The following is a 20252-nucleotide window of genomic DNA, read 5'->3' as shown; positions in this document are numbered from 1 at the left end:
GGATGAAGGAAAAGGAGGAGCGCGTTATGGATATGTCCTTTCATGCTACCACCATCTGCGCTGTACGCCACAATGGCAAAGGAGCTATTGCGGGTGATGGGCAGGTAACGTTCGGAAACAGTGTTGTGATGAAGCAGACGGCTAAAAAAGTGCGCAGATTGTATCGTGGTCAGGTCGTTGCGGGATTTGCGGGTTCGGTGGCCGATGCCATCACATTGTTTGAAAAGTTTGAAAATAAGCTTGAGGAACATCACGGGAATCTTCAAAGAGCTGCCGTGGAACTGGCCAAGGACTGGCGACAGGATCGTATCCTGCGGAAGCTGGAAGCGCTGATGATTGTGATGGACTCATCCGGGATGCTGCTCATTTCTGGAGGCGGAGAAATTATCGAGCCAGACGATGATGTGCTTGCAATTGGCTCAGGTGGCAATTTTGCATTGGCGGCTGCCCGTGCTTTCAAACGCCATGGCTCTGGTATGGAAGCAAAGGACATGGCACGGGAAGCGCTAGAGGTTGCTTCGGAAATATGCGTGTATACGAACAATCAGATTATCGTGGAAGAACTGTAAATCGGCTCTGAGTATTCAAGGGTGGAGGAGTGCAAAATGAATAATCAATCGTTGACGCCCAGACAAGTGGTATCCGAGCTGGATAAGTATATTGTCGGACAAAAGCAAGCTAAAAAATCTGTTGCTGTTGCCTTGCGCAACCGTTATCGGCGTAGTAAGCTGCCGGATGATATTCGGGATGAAATTGTGCCTAAAAATATTTTGATGATCGGGCCGACAGGTGTGGGTAAAACTGAAATTGCACGTAGACTTGCACGGCTCGTGGGGGCTCCTTTTGTCAAGGTAGAGGCGACCAAATTTACAGAAGTGGGTTACGTCGGTCGTGATGTGGAATCCATGGTGCGTGATCTGATGGAGACCTCCATTCGCATCGTCAAGTCGGAACGAACAGAGAATGTGAAGGACAAAGCGGAGGACATGGCAAATGAACGGATTGTCAGTATCCTTGTACCTGCAGAAAAGTCAAACAAATCGCAACGTAATCCCTTTGAAATGCTGTTTGGCAATAACACGGGGACTGCGGTAGAAGAAGAACCACCACAGCAGGACGGATCCTTGGCAGAAAAGCGTCGTAAGGTTAAATTCGATCTGTTGTCTGGTAAGCTTGAGGATGACGTCATAGAGATTGATGTGGAGGATACCGCACCCAATATGCTCGATATGTTTGCCGGGCAAGGAAATGAACAAATGGGTATGAATATGCAGGAGATGTTCGGAAGTTTTCTGCCCAAGCGGACGAAGAAGCGCAAGCTACCGGTGAAGGAAGCTCGTAAGGTGCTGATTCAAGATGAAGCTGCCAAGTTGATCGATATGGATGATGTGATTCAGGAGTCTGTGAAGCGTGCTGAGCAATCCGGTATTATTTTTATTGATGAAATAGATAAGATTGCCAGCCAGGGTAAGGGGAGTGGCCCCGATGTGTCGAGAGAAGGAGTCCAGCGCGATATTTTACCTATTGTCGAGGGATCTACCATTATGACTAAATACGGTCCAGTAAGAACAGATTACATTCTGTTTATTGCTGCAGGGGCTTTTCATGTCGCTAAACCATCTGATCTGATCCCTGAGCTTCAGGGCCGTTTTCCAATCCGTGTGGAGTTAAGTAGTCTGACCTTGGATGAGTTTGTGTCGATATTGACGGAGCCTAAAAATGCGTTGACCAAGCAATACACCGATCTGCTCCGCACCGAGGAGATTGAAGTCGAATTTTCGGAGGAAGCGATCCGTGAGATTGCCAGCATTGCCGAGTCTGTAAATCGCAACACCGAAAATATCGGCGCACGCCGTTTGCATACTATTTTAGAGAAGCTACTGGAGGATCTGTCATTTGAAGCACCAGAGCTTACATTGGATCGTATGATCATTACCCCGGAATATGTGCGTGAGAAGCTGGGTGATATTGCCCAAAACAGGGACCTTAGTCAGTATATTTTATGAATAGGGTTTCTAAAAATAGGGTGTGTGGTCCAGAATAACACTATCTTGCACCGTCGTTTAGACCTAGTTGAAAGTCAAGTTGATGATTTTTCTGTCTATTCCAAAAGTAGGACGTATAATCTTTAACAGGCGTAAAGTGCTAAGAAAACATTCATTTTCCTGAAAAAAACCTGAAAAATTTAACATTTTATGCATCTAAAGCCCTCTTTTTTTAAAAAGATAGGGCTTTTTTCTTATTGTAATTAGGTCCCATCTCTACGAAACTTAGAATATATGACAGAAAGTAATGATTTTCTACTTAAGACCTAAAAGAAATGTATAATTATGAAATTTTATTGTCGAAAAAAAGTGAAAAATCTTGTTTTATTGAATCTTACTTTGGAGTAGACGCTGGAAGGGAGGAGCTAAATGAATCTGCTGGGTGATATGAGCTTTCAAAAGCTTCAGGCAGGTGTACAGGCGGCAAATACGAGACAACGTGTGATGGCCGACAATATTTCCAATGCGGATACCCCGTATTTTAAGCGTTCGGAGGTTTCATTTGAAGAACTGCTTCAGCAGCAAATGGACGGTGATGTCACACCACTGCGTGGAAAAGTAACCAATTCAAGACATTTTCAAATAGGACCTGTGAACTCCATTCCAGATGCCACGGTCACCAAAGATGGGTACTCAGTCATGAATAACAATATGAACAACGTAGATATCGACAGAGAAATGAGTCTTATGGCTGAAAATCAACTAAGATATAATACCTACATCCAAGAAATTAATGAGCGCATCAAAATGATGAGAACAGCGGTAGAAGGGAGATAGGACTAGGTGAAGATTAACAACGGCTTTGATATTAGTGCATCTGCTCTTACGGCCCAACGGTTGCGGATGGACGTCATATCTAGCAACATTGCCAACGCAGAGACAACTCGGGCGAAAGTGGAGAATGGACAAGCAGTTCCATATCGGAGAAAAACGGTTGTTTTGGAGCCGAACCAATCTGGCTTTGCCGACGTTTTGAAGGCTCAAATGGAAGGAAGTAGCACAAGGGCCGCTGGCGTTAAGGTTTCGCAAATTCAGGAAGATCAGTCACCTTTGAAGCCTGTGTACAATCCGGGTCACCCGGACGCTGATAAAGATGGCTATGTATATATGCCTAATGTAGACATTATGAAAGAAATGGTCGACATGATTTCCGCAACACGCTCATACGAAGCCAATGTAACAGCTCTGAATGCATCAAAGGCGATGGTTTCCAAAGCGCTTGAAATCGGTCGCTAAGTTCCAGGACTACTAACTACTTAATAGGGAGAGTAAAACATGATTCAGAACGCCATGTTTAATGTACAGACACCGGTAATACAGCAGATTCAATCGCCTAACAATGAGTTGACGAAAGCGACGCCTTCCGAATCCTTGAAGGATTTTGGTTCCTTCCTAAAGGATGCTCTCAATGAAGTAGGGCAGCAGGAAGCCGCTACACACCAGATGTCCGACCAATTCATGGCAGGCAAAGTTGATGTGGATCAGGTCATGATCACTTCCCAACAAGCGCTGCTTTCCCTGCAGCTTACTACACAGGTCCGAAACAAAGCGATCGAAGCCTATCAGGAGATCATGCGTACACAGATGTAAAGAGGGTTTAGCAAAGTTTCGGATGGGGTGACGGAGTGAACGAGAGAATCGCCCAATATCGGGATAAGATTTCCGGGTATTGGAATAATTTCAGCAAAAAACAGAAGATATTACTTGTTTCGACATTAGCATTCATCATTATCGCAATTGTAGTGCTAACGATGCAGTTTACCAAAACCGAGTATGAAGTGGCCTTCCAGGATTTAAATGCAAATGATGCTGCCGGAGTCATTAAATATCTCGATTCTGCGGGTATACCGTATCAGCTCAATGCTGGTGGGACGCAAATTTCAGTCCCAACCGCAAATGCGGATAAGGCGAAGGTAGATGTTGGGTCCCAAGGCCTGATTCAGAAGGGTTCAATCGGCATGAGCGCCTTTGACCAGTCCTCCTCAGCCATTGGCATGACGGAGAACGAGTTCAATGTGAAGTACAATAACGCATTGAACGGCGAAGTACAGCAACTGTTGGAACGGATGGATGGTGTCCAAAGCTCCAAAGCTGTCATTAATATGCCAAAGGAAAATATTTTTGCCGGACTTGAAGAAAAGGACAAAGCCTCCGCTTCGATTCAAATGGAATTCGAACCTGGCTTTACTCCAAATCAGCAAGCGATCGACGGATACTTTAATCTGGTAAAAACGGCCGTACCGAATTTGCCAGTGGAAAACATTACGATCACCAATAAGGAATATGAGTTGATCCCAACGGCCAAGGGCGGCCAAGGTGGACTCACTAGTGGTGTTCAAGAAAACATGGCTCTACAGAAGAAGTTTGAGAGCGATGTAAGGAATAATGTCCAACAATTTTTGTCGAAAATTGTTGGAGACGACAAGGTAAATGTGCTGGTCATGTCCCAGTTGAATTTCGACAAAGTAACATCAAAGGAACAAATGGTCACACCTGTTGATCAAGAGAAAATGAAGGGTATTGAAATCAGCGCCCAACAAATTCAGGAAAGCTATACGGGCAGTAGTGGACAAACCGGAGGAGTTGCTGGAACAGGAACGCAGGATGTCCCGGGTTATCCAGGAGGAGCCAATTCCGGCAACACCAGCTCAGATAAGAGCTCAAGTACAATCAACTACGAAGTTAACCGAATTGCGAAGGATATTATCCAAAGTCCCTACATTGTAAAAGATTTAACCATTAATGTAGCAGTTGAACCACCAACAGGGCAGCAAACGTTGGATACTGCAACTCAGACAGCAATTCAAAATATTTTGGTTAATATTGTTAGAGCTTCGTTGGCAAATTCCGGTACTACTATTACAGACGCTGATTTGGCCAAAAAGGTTTCAGTGTTCTCTCAAACTGTTCCGGCGCCTGCGAGCACCAATACATTCTTCTCAGTTTCCAACCCTTGGCTATGGGGCATCGGCGCTGCTGTTCTGGCACTGTTGGCGGGCGTAATCTTCCTAATCGTACGCGGTCGTCGTAATCAGGAAGAAGAGTTGGATGAAGATTTACAGCTCATGCCAACGCCGACGGAGTTCCCGTCCATTACCATGGAAAGTGTGACAAATGAAAGTCAAGTGCGTAAACAGCTTGAAAGTCTGGCGAAAAAGAAACCCGACGAATTCGTCAATCTGCTTCGTACATGGCTGGCTGACGAATAGAGGTGAGTTCATTGGCAAAGGCAAGCAGTCAAGGTTTAACGGGAAGACAGAAAGCGGCAATTCTTCTGATCACAATGGGGCCAGAAGTATCTGCTCAAATATTCAAGCATTTGCGTGATGAAGAGATCGAGCAACTTACATTGGAAATTGCTAATGTGCGGAAGGTCGATGCCATTGAAAAGGACTCCATCATGGCCGAGTTTCATCAAATTTGTCTGGCTCAGGAGTACATTTCCCAAGGCGGTATTAATTACGCTAAAGAAATATTGGAAAAAGCGCTTGGATCGCAAAAAGCAGTTGAGGTCATTAACCGTCTAACAGCGACGTTACAAGTGAGACCCTTCGATTTTGCACGTAAGGCTGATCCGAACCAGATATTGAATTTTATACAAAATGAGAACCCACAAACGATTGCTCTCGTGCTTTCGTACTTGCAATTCGAGCAGGCGGCGGTAATTCTGTCGTCCCTGCCACAGGAAAAGCAGGCAGATGTGGCGCGGCGTGTCGCTGTCATGGATAGTACATCTCCGGAGGTCATTTCACAGGTGGAACGAGTGTTGGAGCAAAAGCTGTCGGCAACCGCGACGCAGGATTACACGAATGCGGGTGGTATCGAGTCTATTGTTCAGATTTTGAATGGCGTAGACCGCGGAACCGAACGTACGATTCTCGACTCGCTTGAAATTCAAGACCCTGAGCTGGCTGAGGAAATCAAGAAAAGAATGTTCGTATTCGAGGATATCGTCAATGTGGACAACCGTTCCATTCAACGCATTATCCGCGATATCGACAATGCAGATCTACAATTGGCACTTAAAGTGTCCAGTGAAGAAGTACGCGATGTGATTTTCCGAAATATGTCGAAACGTATGGCAGAAACCTTCAAAGAGGAAATGGAGTACATGGGACCGGTGCGGTTGCGTGATGTGGAAGAAGCACAGACACGTATCGTATCGACGATCCGCAGATTGGAAGAGGCCGGTGAGATTATAATCGCACGCGGCGGAGGAGATGACATCATTGTCTAACTTGATCAAATCTTTCCAATATGTTCCTGTTGAGGCCTTGAAAACTATTGATGTCGCACATACGTATGCGCCAGAAACGACGGATGAAGAAATCACAACTGAATATACGGAACCGGAGCCTCAGCGAGATCACGAGGCTGAACGGCTTCGGGATGAAATGCTGAATGATGCTAAGGATTTTGCTGAACGTCAGGTTCGCGAGGCGGCTGAAGAAGCGGAACGGATGCTTCAGGAGGCACAGCAGCAGATTGAAGCCTGGTGGCAGGAACGACGCGAGCATGACGATCAGTTAACTCAGTCGTTAAAAGCTGATGGGTTTCAGCAAGGATATGAAGAAGGTCAGAAGCTGGCTGAGGCCGAGCTCCAGACGAAATCGGAGCAGATGATGGAAGAAGCGCAGGATATTTTGCGTCAGGCCTATGAGATTAAGGATCAACTGATTCAGGAAGCTGAGCCTTTTCTGGTCGAACTGAGTAGTGCTATTGCTGAGAAGGTCATTGAGAAGCAGCTTAGTCTTGAGCCGGAATATACGATTGAGTTAATTCGTAAAAATTTGGCTCGTAAGCGGGAAAAAGGAACCATTACATTGTGTGTGTCACCTCAGCATTTCGCATTTGTGCAAGGTGCGCGAGAAGAATTGTCATTAACTGTCGATTCGCAGGCAGAACTGCAAATTATTCCTGATGGTACCGTGAAAGATCGCGGTTGTGTCATCCGTTCTTCTTTTGGAAGTGTGGATGCACGGATTGATACGCAATTAGCTGAGATCAAAAAGGAACTACTGCGTCTGGCACATGAGAATGAGGAGCGAAGACATGAAGGGGCTTAATGCGCAGCGCTACATGGATCATTTGCGACAGCTGGACCCGGTTCGGGTAAATGGCAAGGTAACACAGGTTATCGGCTTGATGGTTGAATCGGAGGGTCCGGACGCCAGTATCGGGGATGTGTGCTACATTTATCCGGGAAAAACGGCAAAGCCGTTGCAAGCGGAGGTTGTAGGCTTCAGAGACAATAAAGTGCTTCTGATGCCACTTGGAGAACTGCAATCTATTGGCCCCGGTTGTGATGTCGTAGGAACAGGGAAGCCGTTAAATGTGCAGGTCGGATCGGAGCTGTTAGGCAAAGTGCTGGATGGTTTGGGTCAGCCTCTGGACGGCTCACTGATTCCCTCGCGAATGGCGAGATATTCTACCTTCAATATTCCGTCCAATCCGCTGAATCGTCCGCGTGTGCAGGAACCAATTAGTATCGGGGTACGAGCTATTGACGGATTGCTTACTATCGGTAAAGGACAACGGGTTGGTATTTTTGCTGGTTCGGGTGTAGGTAAAAGTACTTTGATGGGAATGATTGCCCGTAATACGGAAGCAGATGTGAATGTAATTGCCTTGATCGGGGAACGTGGACGCGAGGTGCTGGACTTTATTGAACGGGATTTGGGTCCCGAGGGACTAGAACGTTCTGTAGTCATTGTGGCAACTTCCGACCAACCTGCGTTGATCCGCATTAAGGGTGCACTCATTGCAACGACGATCGCTGAATATTTTCGGGATCGGGGGTTGAATGTCATGCTAATGATGGATTCAGTTACCCGGTATGCGATGGCCCAGCGTGAAGTCGGGCTAGCAGTAGGGGAGCCACCGGCAATGAGAGGGTATACCCCCTCCGTGTTTGCTAGTCTACCCAAGCTTCTAGAACGTGCAGGGACAGGTCCTACTGGCTCTATAACTGCTTTTTATACGGTACTGGTCGATGGTGACGACATGAACGAGCCCATCGCGGATGCGGTGCGCGGGATTTTGGACGGTCACATTGTATTGAACCGGGGGATTGCGAACAAAGGACATTTTCCTGCGATTGATGTGTTAGCGAGTATTAGCCGGGTCATGAAGGACATTGCACCACGAGATCAGATAGACGCAGCCGAGAACATCAAGCGCTTGATGGCCATTTACAAAGATTCGGAGGACCTGATTAACATCGGGGCCTATCAACAGGGTTCGAATGCAGAAATTGACGAATCCATGGAACGCATAAGGGATATATGGGATTTTACAAGACAAAGAACAGATGAAAAGGCTGAGCTGGACGAGGTACGGGAACGTTTGATTTCTGAATTTACGAGGAGATGAAGGTTGAACGATGAGATTTCAGTATTCCTTTCAGAAAGTTGTAGACTTGAAAACCAACGAAAAGTCACAGGCCGAATGGTTGCTTTCCAGTGCTGTCGGACAATTGCAGGCTGAGGAGCAGACATTAACACAGCTTGTAGGCGAAAGGAATCGGGTCATATCAGCCATTCAAAAGGCTGCCGAGGATTGCGCGCCACTCTCTAGCATTCAGGAATTACAGGCTTATGTCAACCATCTGGACCAATGTATTACACGCAAGCATAGGGATGTTCAATATGCGCAGCAAAATGTGCAAAGCAAACAAACCGTTTTGACCGATAAAATGCTGGATGAACAAGTTTGGCTGAAAGCGAGAGAGAAGGCCAACGTGAAATTCCAACAGGAAATGCTCCTGCGCGAGCAGAACGAGCTGGATGAAATGGCTTCCGTGCGATTTGCCATGAAAGCCCGGTAAGCGGAAAGTCATAGGATACGCATATCAGCTGCCTGAGGAGGAAGACGATGGCACAGAAGTTAGCAGAAAATGAACTGGATATGGATTTAGGAAAAGAATCAGGCGGGGGATTTGAACGGTTTATGTTTTTCCTGATTCCGATTGTTTTCACACTCGTTCTGGTCGGGGTCCTGCTTACACTGTTCAATATGGACTTCAGAAGTGAAATGATTTCATTAGGGAACAAAATACCAGTTGTTAAAAATTGGATACCTGAACCAAAAGATAAAGCTACCCAGACGAAAGAGGCAGATCAGAAGGCTCAGTCTGAAAGTTCTGAAGCAACCATTGAGCAGTTAAAGGTGGATTTAGCCAAGCAGACGGAGGAGCTTAAAAAGGCTACCGCTGCTAAGACGACACAAGATAAAAAGGTTACAGAACTTCAGAATCAGGTCAATACGCTGCAAACGCAACAGGAACAACAGTCGCAGGCCAGTCAGCAGGGACAGGCAGGTACGCAAACTACAGGCGGAACTACAAATGAAGATCCTTATGTAAAACAGGCCAGAGACCTTGCTTCCATGTATGAAGGAATGACAGCAAGTAAAGCGGCACCGATTATGGAGAATCTGACTACGGAAGAGACCGTGCAACTGTTAAGTTACATGGACCCTGCCAACAGTGCGAAGATTTTGCAAAAGATGGACGCTAAAAAAGCAGCCGATATTACGATGGCTCTGAAAAACGTAACGCCATCTACGGATTTATCAGTAGCTGCGTTGCAGTCTCGTCTGAAAAAGGATCAAGGTACTACAGCCGGAACGACGGGTAAAAGCTTGCAAAGCACTCAAATCAGTAGCACATTTGCTTCCATGGACAAAAAAAGCGGTGCCGAACTTATTTTACAAACTTACAAAATCAGTCCAGACAAGGCATTAATCATATTAAATACAGTAGATGATTCGACACGTGCTTCTTTACTGCAAAATATGTCTGCCAAGGATGCAGGCCAGACTGCAAAAATTTTGAACAAACTGATGGGTAGCAAGTAATTTAAATGAAGGGAGGTGAAAAATAAATGACCCTTATCTCTCAAAGTGTATCGCTCAGCTCCAGTCAGACAGCTAGCAGTACGACAGCGTCAACAACAAGTACAGGCACGACTGCTGGAGCAACCAATGGTGCTTTTAATCAAACTCTTACGCAAATGATGACAGGCGGGCAAACGGGCTCAGCAGGGACAGAGGCGAACGGTTCTCCATTAGTTATGGTACTTCCGCTTATTGCAACCGGAGAATCCGCAGAAGCTCCAACCGAGCCGCTGGTCGAAACATTGGTTCCTTTGATGCAAAATCTTGAAAAGCTGGATGACCAGGTAATAGCTGATCCTGCTCTGCTTGCAACTCTGCAATCGTGGATCCAGCAAGTGCAACAGTTTTTGCAAGGTGGAGGAACAAATCAACAGACAGACGGTGGAGAAACGACAGAGGCAACAGGCTTAACGGCCTTGGCAGCTAATCCAGCTACTCTTCGTTTTGCATTGCAGGACGCCTTGTCACAACTTGCGAATGTAGCAGAACAGTCTTCGGGGGAGCAAAAGTCTCAGATGATACAGTTGCTACAGTCGCTTCAAAGTGCGACGGCTGGTACGGGAGCTATTTCTGATGAGCAGTGGAATGGCGTAATGAAAGCAGTGGAACTTGCTGATGGGGGAGATTCACAAGCGGTTCAGCCTTCTGCAAATCGGGCAAATGGTGCTCAGGCATTAACTGCAGTTTCTACAGACAAACAGGCTGTTGCTCCTGAGCAGCAAGCGAGTCAAAGTGGGACAAATCAGCAAGGTTCTGAAGGACAACGTTCATTAGCTAATCTCCATGTTCAATCCGCAGTTAAAGCGACTCCAACGGATGAAGCTAATGCATTCGTAGATGCTACTGAGCAAGCTGATCCAGTAGCAACTGACAGTCAGAATCCTGTGATTACGACCGCAGGTCAGCTTACAGTACAGGCACAAGGGACAACTCCTTCGGCTCCGGCTCAACCAGTCGTACATGTACGGCAATTTGCTCAGGAGATGACGGAATTCGTAGTGCAGAAGCTTGACATTGTAAAGCACACTGGTTTGACGGAAGCAACCATCATGCTTCGTCCAGATCATCTGGGCCAGCTGGAGGTTAAGCTGACGATGCAGAATGGTCATCTAGTTGCCCAGTTTATGACTGAGCATAGCGGGGCGAAGGATTTGCTGGAACAGCAAATGTCGCAGCTACGTGCGAGCCTGCAGAGCCAAGGTATCCAGGTGGATAAGGTAGAAGTAACGCATAATGAGTCGCTTTCCTCCCATATGTATCAGGATGGACGCGGATCTGGAGCTAATCAGCAGCAGCAATCCAACCAACGTTCCAAAGCTCGAGGTAGAGAAGAGAGCGAGGATGCTTTGAAGGTAGCTGAAATGGCAGAAGAGCTTCGTAACTGGACAGCAGAACAACGCGCAGATGATATGAATCGGACAGGCTCCTTTACAGCACAAGCGTAATGATGGAGGTGAGAACACAGTGACGACTACAGACAACAATGTATCCACCAGTAACGTCTGGCCGAATTACAATGTGAATAATGTCAAAACAGCAGCAAGTGCCAAGGATACTAAAACGATGGGTAAAGATCAATTTCTAAAAATTTTGATCACCCAGCTGCAAAATCAGGACCCGATGCAGCCTTTGGAGGATAAAGAATTTATCGCTCAAATGGCCCAGTTTTCTTCGGTGGAACAACTGATGAACATATCTACGCAGCTGAATGCATTGGGACAGTCTTTGGGTACGGCTTCCGGATTGATAGGGAAGGAAGTTAGCTGGATTGAGGCAGGTAAAAAAGACTCCATTACAGGTGAAACAGGCGCAGGTACAGTGAAAAGTGGAATCGTGGATTCCATCGTTATTCGCGACGGTGTGCAATATGCCAAAATGGGAGCGGCTGAGGTTGCATTAAAAGATGTAACATCGGTAAGCCGGGCCAACACAACGGCTCCCGATGCAGAGACGTCAGATACTTCATCTTCTTCCTCTACCGGAAGCGGTGAGAACTCATGAATGACAGGATGACGGTCGGACGTCTTTTTCCCGCAAACGTTCCCCCGGCAGCGATCTCACAGAACCGAGTAAATTCGGTATCAAAGGATGCCAGACCGTTCGGTCAGATGTTGCAGGATCAGGTGCTCAAGCTGAGCAACCATGCAGCCAAGCGTCTGGAGCAGCGGGGAATAGAGTTGAGAAGTGACCAAATGGCGAAAATTAACTCTGCTGTGGATAAAGCAGCTGCCAAAGGCGCCAAAGAATCATTAATTTTAATGCAGGATATGGCTTTGATTGTAAGTGTACCTAATCGAACAGTTGTTACCGCGATGGACAAGCGATCCATGGAGGATAACGTATTTACGCAGATAGATAGTGCTGTGATTATTTCATAAAAATGTACACGAAGTGGCTGGCCCGAATAGGAAAGCCATGAAAAAGCCGCGGATCGACTGATGCGGTCAACTAAGCAACCAATCAGAGGAGGATTTATACTCAATGTTGAGATCAATGTATTCAGGTGTATCGGGCATGAAGGGCTTTCAAACGAAGCTGGACGTTATCGGTAACAACATTGCAAACGTAAATACTACAGGCTTTAAGTCCAGCCGAGTGATGTTCAAGGATATTTTGAGCCAAACGAGTTCGGGCGCAAGTGCGCCAGACGGAACAACAACTGCAGGACAAAACGCCAAGCAGATAGGTTTGGGGGTATCGGTCAGCTCAATTGATACACTGCACCTTCCGGGTAGTGCAATGACTACGAACAACCCAACGGATTTACGTATTAACGGTGACGGGTTTTTCCTGGTCAAAATGAATGATGCACAGGAAGCTCCTTACCTGACTCGTGCGGGTGATTTCCACGTAGACGCGAACCGAAATCTGGTTACTTCCGATGGATTTTTCGTAGTGGATACAGGAGGAACTCCAATTACACTTTCAGAAGATGTCGCATCTTTCTCTATCTCACAGGACGGTACAATTGTGCAGCAATTGCAAGATGGTACAACTGATAATGCTCTTCAAATTGGTGTGGCTAGAGTGGCGAATACGGAAGGTCTGGAGAAGATTGGGGGAAGTTTATACCGTAACACAGTTAACTCTAACCTAGAGGAATTGGAAATCGGTACTGCTAACGCGGATGGTCTGGGAGCTATTATCGCGGGTCAGTTGGAAATGTCCAACGTTGATCTGACAGGCGAATTTACCGAAATGATCGTAGCTCAGCGCGGATTCCAAGCGAACTCGCGTATCATTACGACCTCGGATGAAGTGCTTCAGGAAGTTGTAAACTTGAAACGATAATCTCATTTAAACGCGGAGGAGTAGAGGCTCCTCCGCACCTATCAGGAGGTTGGTGTTACGATGATCCCGTTAACGCGGCTGAACGGCTCGCCTATGTGGCTTAATGCGCTGCTCATTGAGACTGTGGAGGAAACACCGGATACATACGTCACTTTGGTGACGGGGAAACGGTTGATTGTATTGGAAAAAGCGGCAGATGTCGTCTCCTTGATCAAGGGTTACAGCCGTGAAATCGGCATTCATGCCGCCACGATAAAAGTGCAACAAATGGAGGAAGACGAATGAAGAAGATGCTGCCATGGCTCATTACAATTTTACTCGCGATTACTTTGATTGCAGGCGCGGCCTTTGTACTTATACCAGCGCTTAGCGGGAAGAAGTCGGAAGTCACACCGAATGCGCAAGCCGCTCAAGCAGAACAACTTCCAAGATTGTCAGCAGATGAATTGGTGGAAGTGAGCTCTGAAATAACCGGTATCAAAACAAATTTGGCTGACGCAGATTACATTGTCCAGATGAATCTTTCTTTTCAATTGAACGATGCCAAAGCAAAAGAATCTTTTGAAAAAATCAAAGACATCAGTATTAAGCCCATCGTTATTCAATTACTTGCAGACACCAAACCTGATGAGCTCAGAACGGCTAAAGGCCGGGACCAGTTCAGTGACAAGCTGACGGATCTCATCAACAAGTCGCTCCCTGAAGGTCACCTGGGGAACGCCAAAATTACAGACTTTTTGCTGGCAGCCATTTGATTCCAGGTGAACTTGTCAGGAACACGTAAGGGGGTGAATAACATTGGTGGATGTACTGTCACAAGGGGAAATTGATGCCCTTTTAGCAGCTCTTTCGTCCGGTGAAATGGATGCGGAAGAACTCAAAAAGGAAGATACCCAAAAGAAAGTCCGCGCTTATGATTTCAAAAGAGCGCTTAGGTTTTCCAAGGATCATATACGGAGTCTGACGCGGATACACGAGAATTTTGCCCGGTATCTGACCACTTATTTTTCAGCACAGCTTCGTACTTTTGTCCAAATTAATGTCGTTCAGGTGGAGCAGCTTCCTTATGATGAATTCATTCGCTCCATTCCGAAAATGACCATTCTAAACATTTTTGAAGCTGAACCGCTGGAAGGCCGTATGGTGCTTGAGGTTCACCCGAACGTAGCTTATGCCATGCTGGACAGGCTTCTCGGAGGAACAGGTTCGGCACCGTCTAAGGTTACCGCGTTGACCGAAATCGAGACGACGATCATGGAGCGAATTTTCAGTCGTACCTTTGATAGCCTGCAAGAGGCTTGGAAAACGGTACTGGACATTGAACCGCGCCTAGAGGCGATGGAAACGAATCCGCAGTTCATGCAGATTGTTTCGCCGAATGAAACGATTGCTCTGATTTCGCTTAGCACCAAAATTGGTGATACCACAGGGATGATTAACCTCTGTATCCCGCATGTGGTACTGGAACCGATTATGGCCAGACTGTCCACGCACCAGTGGTTTACATCCGAAAAGAAATCAAGGGCGCCCGAAGAGATCGACGCCTTGAGATTACGGGTCACCAAAGCAGAGCTCCCTATTATTGCGGAGTTGGGTGAATCCCGGATAAATGTAGCCGAGTTTCTGGGCCTTTCGGTAGGAGATGTCATTTCATTGAACAAACCTGTCAAAGAAGGACTATCCATCCGGGTAGGCGAGAAATTGAAGTTTATGGGAAGTCCCGGCATGGTAAGAGATCGTGTTGCCGTACAAATTGATGAAATTGTCAACGAAGGAGTTGAAGAAATTGACGAGTAAAGACTATTTGTCCCAGGAGGAAATCGATGCCTTGCTGAAACAGTCTGAAGCGGGGACGGATTCTACTCCCGCAGGCAAGACCGTTGACGATTTTCTGACTCCTCTGGAGCAAGATGCTCTCGGGGAAATCGGTAATATAACGTTCGGCAGCGCAGCCACGGCTCTTTCCACACTGCTCGGTCAAAAGGTGGATATTACGACACCTAAAGTTTCAATTATTACCCGTTCTGAGTTTGAAACTGCATTTCCAAAGCCGCACGTAGCTGTACATGTAAATTATGTCGATGGATTCGAGGGCATTAATTCGCTCGTAATCAAAAAGCGTGATGCACAAGTCATAGCGGACTTAATGCTTGGTGGTGAAGGAAACCCGGCAGATGAGGAATTGAATGAAATCCACATTAGTGCCGTGCAGGAAGCGATGAACCAGATGATGGGATCGTCGGCGACTTCAATGTCTACCATGTTTAATCGTTTTGTTAATATCTCTCCACCAGGGATTGATATTTTGGATCCCATGCATGGTGATGGAGTATCCAGTCTGCCGGATGAAGAGACGCTCATTACAGTATCCTTCCGGTTATTGATTGGGGATCTGATTGACTCTACGCTGATGCAACTGTTACCTGTTAATTTCGCCAAAAAAATGGTGAGCATCCTAATGAATGGCGGAGTTGATGATGAGCAACCGCAAGCGTCCGCACAGCAGGCAGCTGCAACCGCTGCTCCCGAAGCGCCGCAACAAGCTAGCGTTCCGCAGCAGCCGTCTGCACCAGCCTACCAACAACCGCCTGCAGCACAGGCGCCGCAAGACGCAGGCTATGGGCAACAACCGCCGATGTATCCTCAAGACCCGGGATATGGGCAGCAGGGCGCTCCAGGCTATGGAACACCGGGTTATGGAATGCCAGCTGGCGTACCGCCGCAAGCTCCTTATGGAACCCCTCATCACTACGGTGCAGTACCAGGACGTAATGTAAATGTGCAACCTGTACAATTTTCTAACTTGCAGTCCGGTGCATTTGCGCAAGTGGATGAAAACAATTTAAATTTATTGATGGACATTCCCCTTAGAGTCACCGTAGAATTAGGAAGGACCCAAAAGCAAATTAAAGATATTCTGGAGCTCTCACAAGGTTCAATTATTGAACTGGACAAGCTTGCCGGGGAGCCGGTGGACATTTTGGTTAACAACAAATTGATTGCCAAGGGCGAGGTTGTCGTAATCGACGAGAACTTTGGCGTGCGTGTAACGGATATTGTAAGCCAATGGGACCGTATTCAAAAATTACAATAAAAGCATAATTTAGGGAGGATTTATTTCAGATGGCAAACCGTATTTTGATCGTGGACGATGCTGCATTTATGAGAATGATGATTCGGGACATCCTGTCCAAAAATGGATTTGAAGTAGTAGGAGAGGCCCAGGACGGATCACAGGCCATTGAAAAATTTAAGGAGCTTCGTCCGGACCTGATTACGATGGATATCACGATGCCCGAAATGGACGGCATTGCCGCTCTGAAGGAAATCAAACAAATTGACGCGAACGCAAAGGTTATCATGTGTTCCGCGATGGGGCAGCAAGCAATGGTTATTGATGCCATTCAAGCTGGCGCAAAAGATTTTATCGTTAAGCCTTTCCAATCGGATCGGGTTATCGAAGCCATCAACAAAACACTGGGTGTGTAAGGCGCATCCAGTATGGATACACAACAGGGTGCCTCTGACGCATTGAGTACATCCAGCAATATAGGCAACATTGCTTGGGTCCTTTTCGTGCTAATCTTTATCATCGTACTGATCGTGTACTTGATACGGTTTTTGAGTAAAAGAAATCAGAGCTGGTTCAGCAACCGCTCCGTTCGCATACTGGGAGGCGTGGGGCTTGGCCCCAATAAATCCCTTCAGCTTGTTGAAGTTGGTAGCAGTGTGTACCTCATTGGTGTGGGAGAAGATATCCGGCTTGTTGACAAAGTATCCGATCCTGAAGAAGTGGAGCAAATTTTGGCCGCACTGGAGCAGGAAGCTTCTCTGCAGCGCGGCCCGATTGCCCCGCTATTCGCTAAAATTGCGGATAAGCTTCGCCGGAACAACGCGGCACAGCAGCAGCCTGAAGAGGAGACGTCTTTTCACGAGATGTTTGAATCCAAGCTTCGGCAAATGCCGAATCGCAAGGATAAACTTGAAAAGCTGCGCAATGAGGAGAATACTACAGATCGGTCGGGAGATTCATGAGAAAAAAGATTATACTTGCATGTTTGCTGCTTGTCTTGTTCAGCTTCATTTCGGTGACGGCGGCCTCTGCGGAACCGATTCCGAACATTGATATTCAAGTCGGCAATTCGGACAAAGGACAGCCCGGTGCCACCTCGCTGTCTATTATTTTACTTATTACTGTCATTAGTGTAGCGCCCGCGTTGCTTGTACTTATGACAAGTTTTACGCGAATTGTGATCGTGCTTGGCTTTGTGCGAACCTCGCTGGGAACCCAGCAGATGCCGCCTAATCAGGTGCTTGTCGGACTGGCTTTGTTTCTCACTTTATTCATTATGGCACCGACGTTCTCGGCTATGAATGAAACTGCACTTCAGCCATATCTCAAGGGGGATATAACACAGTCTCAGGCGCTGGACAAGGCAGCGGTACCGATCAAGACCTTTATGTTCTCTCATACACGTGAGAAGGATCTACTGCTCTTTATGAAATACACCAAAATGGAAAAACCAAAGAATTATCAGGATATTCCACTAACGGTGATGGTTCCGGCTTATGCAATCAGCGAGTTGAAAACGGCATTTCAAATGGGCTTTATGATTTTTATACCGTTTTTAGTTATTGACATTGTAGTGGCGAGTACACTCATGGCTATGGGGATGATGATGCTACCGCCGGTAATGATTTCACTTCCTTTTAAAATACTACTCTTCGTACTTGTAGACGGTTGGTATTTGGTTGTCAAATCATTGCTTCTGAGTTTTAACACATGAATACTTTCTGCAAGGACAGCAATCAAGGAGGACGGCAATGACTTCGGAGTTTATTATTTCCCTGGCTGGGCAAGCGGTGTACATTGTACTCAAGGTGAGCGCTCCGATGCTGATTTTGGGGCTAGTCGTGGGTTTGATTATCAGTATTTTTCAGGCGACAACCCAAATTCAGGAGCAGACACTGGCCTTTGTTCCGAAGATTGTCGCCGTATTGCTGGCATTGCTTTTGTTCGGGCCCTGGATATTGACCACATTAGTGGATTTTACGTATAACATTCTGGACAATTTGTACAAATATATAGGTTAGGCTGAAATTTATGAACATTTTGTTACAGAGTTTTCCTGTTTTTTTGCTGATTTTTTGTCGGATTACCTCATTTTTTGTAGTAGCGCCTATATTCTCAACCCGAGGAGTGCCTAATACATTTAAAATCGGTATTTCAGGATTTCTCGCTTTGGTTGTGTATCTCACCTACGGTACGCATCAACAGGTACCGACAGATGCGGCGTATGTGTTGTTACTTGCCCGTGAGGTGCTGATTGGGTTGTTGTTGGGTTTTACCGCATATCTATTTATGACAGCGATCCAAACTGCAGGCTCCTTTATTGATCTTCAGGTAGGCTTCGGGATGGCCAATGTGCTTGACCCTATGACTGGAGCTTCATCGCCTTTAACGGGGAATTTCAAGTTTGCCATAGCTGTATTGTTCTTTTTGAGTATAAACGGGCACCATCATCTGCTTAACGCTATCTTATATAGCTATGATTGGGTACCGCTGACAAATGATTTTTTTGTAAAGCTGTATGGTGGCAGTGTAACTGAATTCCTGGTCCGTTCTTTTGCGGAATCATTTTTGCTAGCTTTTCAAATTGCTGCTCCCATTGTAGTGGCTACCTTTTTAACGGATGTGGGACTCGGATTTCTAGCTAAAACGGCCCCCCAGTTTAACATTTTTGTCATTGGTGTACCGCTTAAAATTATTGTGGGACTGTTCATGTTAATGCTTCTCATGCCGAGTTTTGCTTTTATATTCGAGAAATTGTTTTCTGTGATGTTCGAATCCATGCGCAACTTGTTGGATATTATGGGTAATCGTCCTTAATGTCTGGTTTGGAGGAACGTAGTTTGTCATTTAAATATGCTATGAACCTGCAGCTGTTCTCAGGGGAAAAAACGGAAAAAGCTACACCCAAAAAGAAACAGGATGCAAGACAAAAAGGGCAGGTTGCCAAAAGTATGGAGTTGCCCGCCGCTGGTGTTCTGCTGGTTACGTTTTTTTGCCTCATGATTTTCGGTGGGTATTTTAAGGATCATGCGGTCCGCTTGTTTCGGGATATTTTTGTAAATCGGCTCTCTACGGAGGTAACGCCGAACACAACGCTGCTAATGATGGGTGAATATGGCGTGCAAATCATGATTATGCTGGCTCCTATTTTTATTGGCGCCATCGTCATCGGGGTAGCAGCGAATTACATGCAGATCGGTTTTTTATTAGTTGGAGAGGGTATTACACCCAAGTTTAGCAAGCTTGACCCGATTAAAGGGTTTAAAAATATTTTTTCCATGAGGTCATTGGTTGAATTCCTGAAATCTGTTTTAAAGATGACTGTCATCGGTTATCTGGTGTACAGCGTACTCTGGAAAACAAAGGCTGATCTACCCAAACTAGCTGAAATGTCCGGCGATCAGATGTTGAGTTTTACAGCTTCATTAACGATGGAACTGGGGCTCAAAATTGGTGTGGTGCTGTTCGTTTTAGCGGTATTGGATTATATGTATCAACGTTATGAGCACGAGAAAAACCTGAGAATGTCTAAACAGGACATCAAGGATGAATACAAGAAAATGGAGGGTGACCCGCTGATCAAAGGGAAAATTCGCGAGCGGCAGCGCCGTATGGCTATGCAGCGTATGATGCAGGAGGTTCCTAATGCAGATGTCATCATCACCAACCCTACGCACTTTGCTGTGGCTTTGAAATATGACGGTTCGGAGATGGAAGCGCCGCAAATTATTGCGAAAGGGCAAGATTACGTTGCACTCCGAATTAAGGAAATTGCTAAGCAAAACGGCGTTATAACGATGGAAAACAAGCCGCTGGCGCGGGCGCTGTTTCAAAGAGCCGAAATCGGGGATGCGATACCAGCTGACCTGTTCCAGGCCGTTGCCGAAGTGCTGGCGTATGTATATAAATTAAAAGGTAAAGTGAAATAAAGGGATCGGAGGCCTAGA

The 20252-nt window shown here is 46.3% G+C and carries 25 protein-coding genes; all 25 read left to right on the top strand.

The annotated features are described in order from the left end of the window. The first annotated feature begins 26 nt into the window (after positions 1-26). The 25 genes from hslV to flhB all read left to right on the top strand — a co-directional run bounded on the left by hslV (position 27) and on the right by flhB (position 20234). Positions 27-569 carry an ATP-dependent protease subunit HslV gene (hslV, locus tag AC6EJC_RS18160; protein ID WP_013309881.1) on the top strand — a complete coding sequence of 181 codons (543 nt, stop codon included), beginning with the start codon at positions 27-29 and terminating at the stop codon, positions 567-569. A gap of 36 nt (positions 570-605) precedes the next feature. Next, entirely contained in the window at positions 606-2006 is a 1401-nt protein-coding gene (hslU, locus tag AC6EJC_RS18155; protein ID WP_444955164.1) for an ATP-dependent protease ATPase subunit HslU, read from the top strand. Between the two features lie 408 nt (positions 2007-2414). Next, a complete protein-coding gene (gene flgB, locus AC6EJC_RS18150) occupies positions 2415-2822 on the top strand; it encodes a flagellar basal body rod protein FlgB (protein WP_013309883.1) in 408 nt (135 codons plus the stop codon). 6 nt (positions 2823-2828) lie between these two features. Then, positions 2829-3281 carry a flagellar basal body rod protein FlgC gene (gene flgC, locus AC6EJC_RS18145; protein ID WP_444955163.1) on the top strand — a complete coding sequence of 151 codons (453 nt, stop codon included), beginning with the start codon at positions 2829-2831 and terminating at the stop codon, positions 3279-3281. A gap of 39 nt (positions 3282-3320) precedes the next feature. Further along, entirely contained in the window at positions 3321-3635 is a 315-nt protein-coding gene (gene fliE / locus AC6EJC_RS18140) for a flagellar hook-basal body complex protein FliE (protein ID WP_007430020.1), read from the top strand. A 35-nt stretch (positions 3636-3670) separates the two neighbouring features. Then, positions 3671-5254 carry a flagellar basal-body MS-ring/collar protein FliF gene (gene fliF, locus AC6EJC_RS18135; RefSeq protein WP_444955162.1) on the top strand — a complete coding sequence of 528 codons (1584 nt, stop codon included), beginning with the start codon at positions 3671-3673 and terminating at the stop codon, positions 5252-5254. 11 nt (positions 5255-5265) lie between these two features. Continuing rightward, positions 5266-6282: a flagellar motor switch protein FliG gene (fliG, locus tag AC6EJC_RS18130; protein ID WP_444955161.1), complete on the top strand. Its 1017-nt coding sequence runs from the start codon at positions 5266-5268 to the stop codon at positions 6280-6282. Then, positions 6275-7111 carry a FliH/SctL family protein gene (locus AC6EJC_RS18125; RefSeq protein ID WP_444955160.1) on the top strand — a complete coding sequence of 279 codons (837 nt, stop codon included), beginning with the start codon at positions 6275-6277 and terminating at the stop codon, positions 7109-7111. Before fliG ends, AC6EJC_RS18125 begins: the two co-directional genes overlap by 8 nt. After that, complete coding sequence (fliI, locus tag AC6EJC_RS18120) at positions 7098-8417, top strand: flagellar protein export ATPase FliI (RefSeq protein WP_069291725.1); 1320 nt, start codon at positions 7098-7100, stop codon at positions 8415-8417. The genes AC6EJC_RS18125 and fliI overlap by 14 nt, the downstream gene beginning before the upstream one ends. Positions 8418-8427: 10 nt before the next feature. Continuing rightward, a complete protein-coding gene (gene fliJ / locus AC6EJC_RS18115) occupies positions 8428-8871 on the top strand; it encodes a flagellar export protein FliJ (protein WP_440723081.1) in 444 nt (147 codons plus the stop codon). Positions 8872-8918: 47 nt separating this feature from the next. Beyond that, positions 8919-9902: a MotE family protein gene (locus tag AC6EJC_RS18110; protein WP_444955159.1), complete on the top strand. Its 984-nt coding sequence runs from the start codon at positions 8919-8921 to the stop codon at positions 9900-9902. A 26-nt stretch (positions 9903-9928) separates the two neighbouring features. Continuing rightward, positions 9929-11386 (top strand): flagellar hook-length control protein FliK, encoded by a 1458-nt coding sequence (locus tag AC6EJC_RS18105; protein WP_444955158.1) that lies wholly within the window; start codon positions 9929-9931, stop codon positions 11384-11386. Positions 11387-11405: 19 nt separating this feature from the next. Further along, positions 11406-11942, top strand: coding sequence for a flagellar hook capping FlgD N-terminal domain-containing protein (locus tag AC6EJC_RS18100; RefSeq protein ID WP_444955157.1), 537 nt, complete (start codon positions 11406-11408; stop codon positions 11940-11942). Further along, positions 11939-12319 carry a TIGR02530 family flagellar biosynthesis protein gene (locus AC6EJC_RS18095; RefSeq protein WP_444955156.1) on the top strand — a complete coding sequence of 127 codons (381 nt, stop codon included), beginning with the start codon at positions 11939-11941 and terminating at the stop codon, positions 12317-12319. The genes AC6EJC_RS18100 and AC6EJC_RS18095 overlap by 4 nt, the downstream gene beginning before the upstream one ends. Positions 12320-12422: 103 nt before the next feature. Then, on the top strand, positions 12423-13232 hold the full coding sequence (flgG, locus tag AC6EJC_RS18090; protein ID WP_444955155.1) for a flagellar basal body rod protein FlgG: 810 nt from the start codon (positions 12423-12425) through the stop codon (positions 13230-13232). A 60-nt stretch (positions 13233-13292) separates the two neighbouring features. Then, positions 13293-13517: a flagellar FlbD family protein gene (locus AC6EJC_RS18085; RefSeq protein WP_014281086.1), complete on the top strand. Its 225-nt coding sequence runs from the start codon at positions 13293-13295 to the stop codon at positions 13515-13517. Next, a complete protein-coding gene (locus AC6EJC_RS18080; protein ID WP_444955154.1) occupies positions 13514-13987 on the top strand; it encodes a flagellar basal body-associated FliL family protein in 474 nt (157 codons plus the stop codon). Before AC6EJC_RS18085 ends, AC6EJC_RS18080 begins: the two co-directional genes overlap by 4 nt. A 43-nt stretch (positions 13988-14030) precedes the next feature. Next, positions 14031-15029, top strand: coding sequence for a flagellar motor switch protein FliM (gene fliM, locus AC6EJC_RS18075; RefSeq protein WP_029516998.1), 999 nt, complete (start codon positions 14031-14033; stop codon positions 15027-15029). After that, positions 15019-16326, top strand: coding sequence for a flagellar motor switch phosphatase FliY (gene fliY, locus AC6EJC_RS18070; protein WP_444955153.1), 1308 nt, complete (start codon positions 15019-15021; stop codon positions 16324-16326). Before fliM ends, fliY begins: the two co-directional genes overlap by 11 nt. A 29-nt stretch (positions 16327-16355) precedes the next feature. Continuing rightward, positions 16356-16721 carry a response regulator gene (locus tag AC6EJC_RS18065; RefSeq protein ID WP_010346372.1) on the top strand — a complete coding sequence of 122 codons (366 nt, stop codon included), beginning with the start codon at positions 16356-16358 and terminating at the stop codon, positions 16719-16721. Between the two features lie 12 nt (positions 16722-16733). Then, on the top strand, positions 16734-17267 hold the full coding sequence (locus AC6EJC_RS18060; RefSeq protein ID WP_023988197.1) for a flagellar biosynthetic protein FliO: 534 nt from the start codon (positions 16734-16736) through the stop codon (positions 17265-17267). Then, positions 17264-18019, top strand: a complete 756-nt coding sequence (gene fliP / locus AC6EJC_RS18055; RefSeq protein ID WP_444955152.1) for a flagellar type III secretion system pore protein FliP — start codon at positions 17264-17266, stop codon at positions 18017-18019. The genes AC6EJC_RS18060 and fliP overlap by 4 nt, the downstream gene beginning before the upstream one ends. A 37-nt stretch (positions 18020-18056) precedes the next feature. Next, positions 18057-18326 (top strand): flagellar biosynthesis protein FliQ, encoded by a 270-nt coding sequence (gene fliQ, locus AC6EJC_RS18050; protein WP_007430038.1) that lies wholly within the window; start codon positions 18057-18059, stop codon positions 18324-18326. Positions 18327-18336: 10 nt separating this feature from the next. Further along, positions 18337-19122 (top strand): flagellar biosynthetic protein FliR, encoded by a 786-nt coding sequence (gene fliR, locus AC6EJC_RS18045; RefSeq protein ID WP_444955151.1) that lies wholly within the window; start codon positions 18337-18339, stop codon positions 19120-19122. Continuing rightward, the gene (gene flhB / locus AC6EJC_RS18040; RefSeq protein ID WP_444955150.1) at positions 19122-20234 is read left to right on the top strand and encodes a flagellar biosynthesis protein FlhB; all 1113 of its coding nucleotides are present in this window, start codon (positions 19122-19124) and stop codon (positions 20232-20234) included. The genes fliR and flhB overlap by 1 nt, the downstream gene beginning before the upstream one ends. The last annotated feature ends 18 nt before the right edge of the window (positions 20235-20252 follow it).

The sequence above is a fragment of the Paenibacillus sp. TY11 genome, assembly GCF_059772165.1.
Note: the sequence above shows the minus strand (reverse complement) of the source record. Positions and strands in the feature narration are given on the sequence as shown.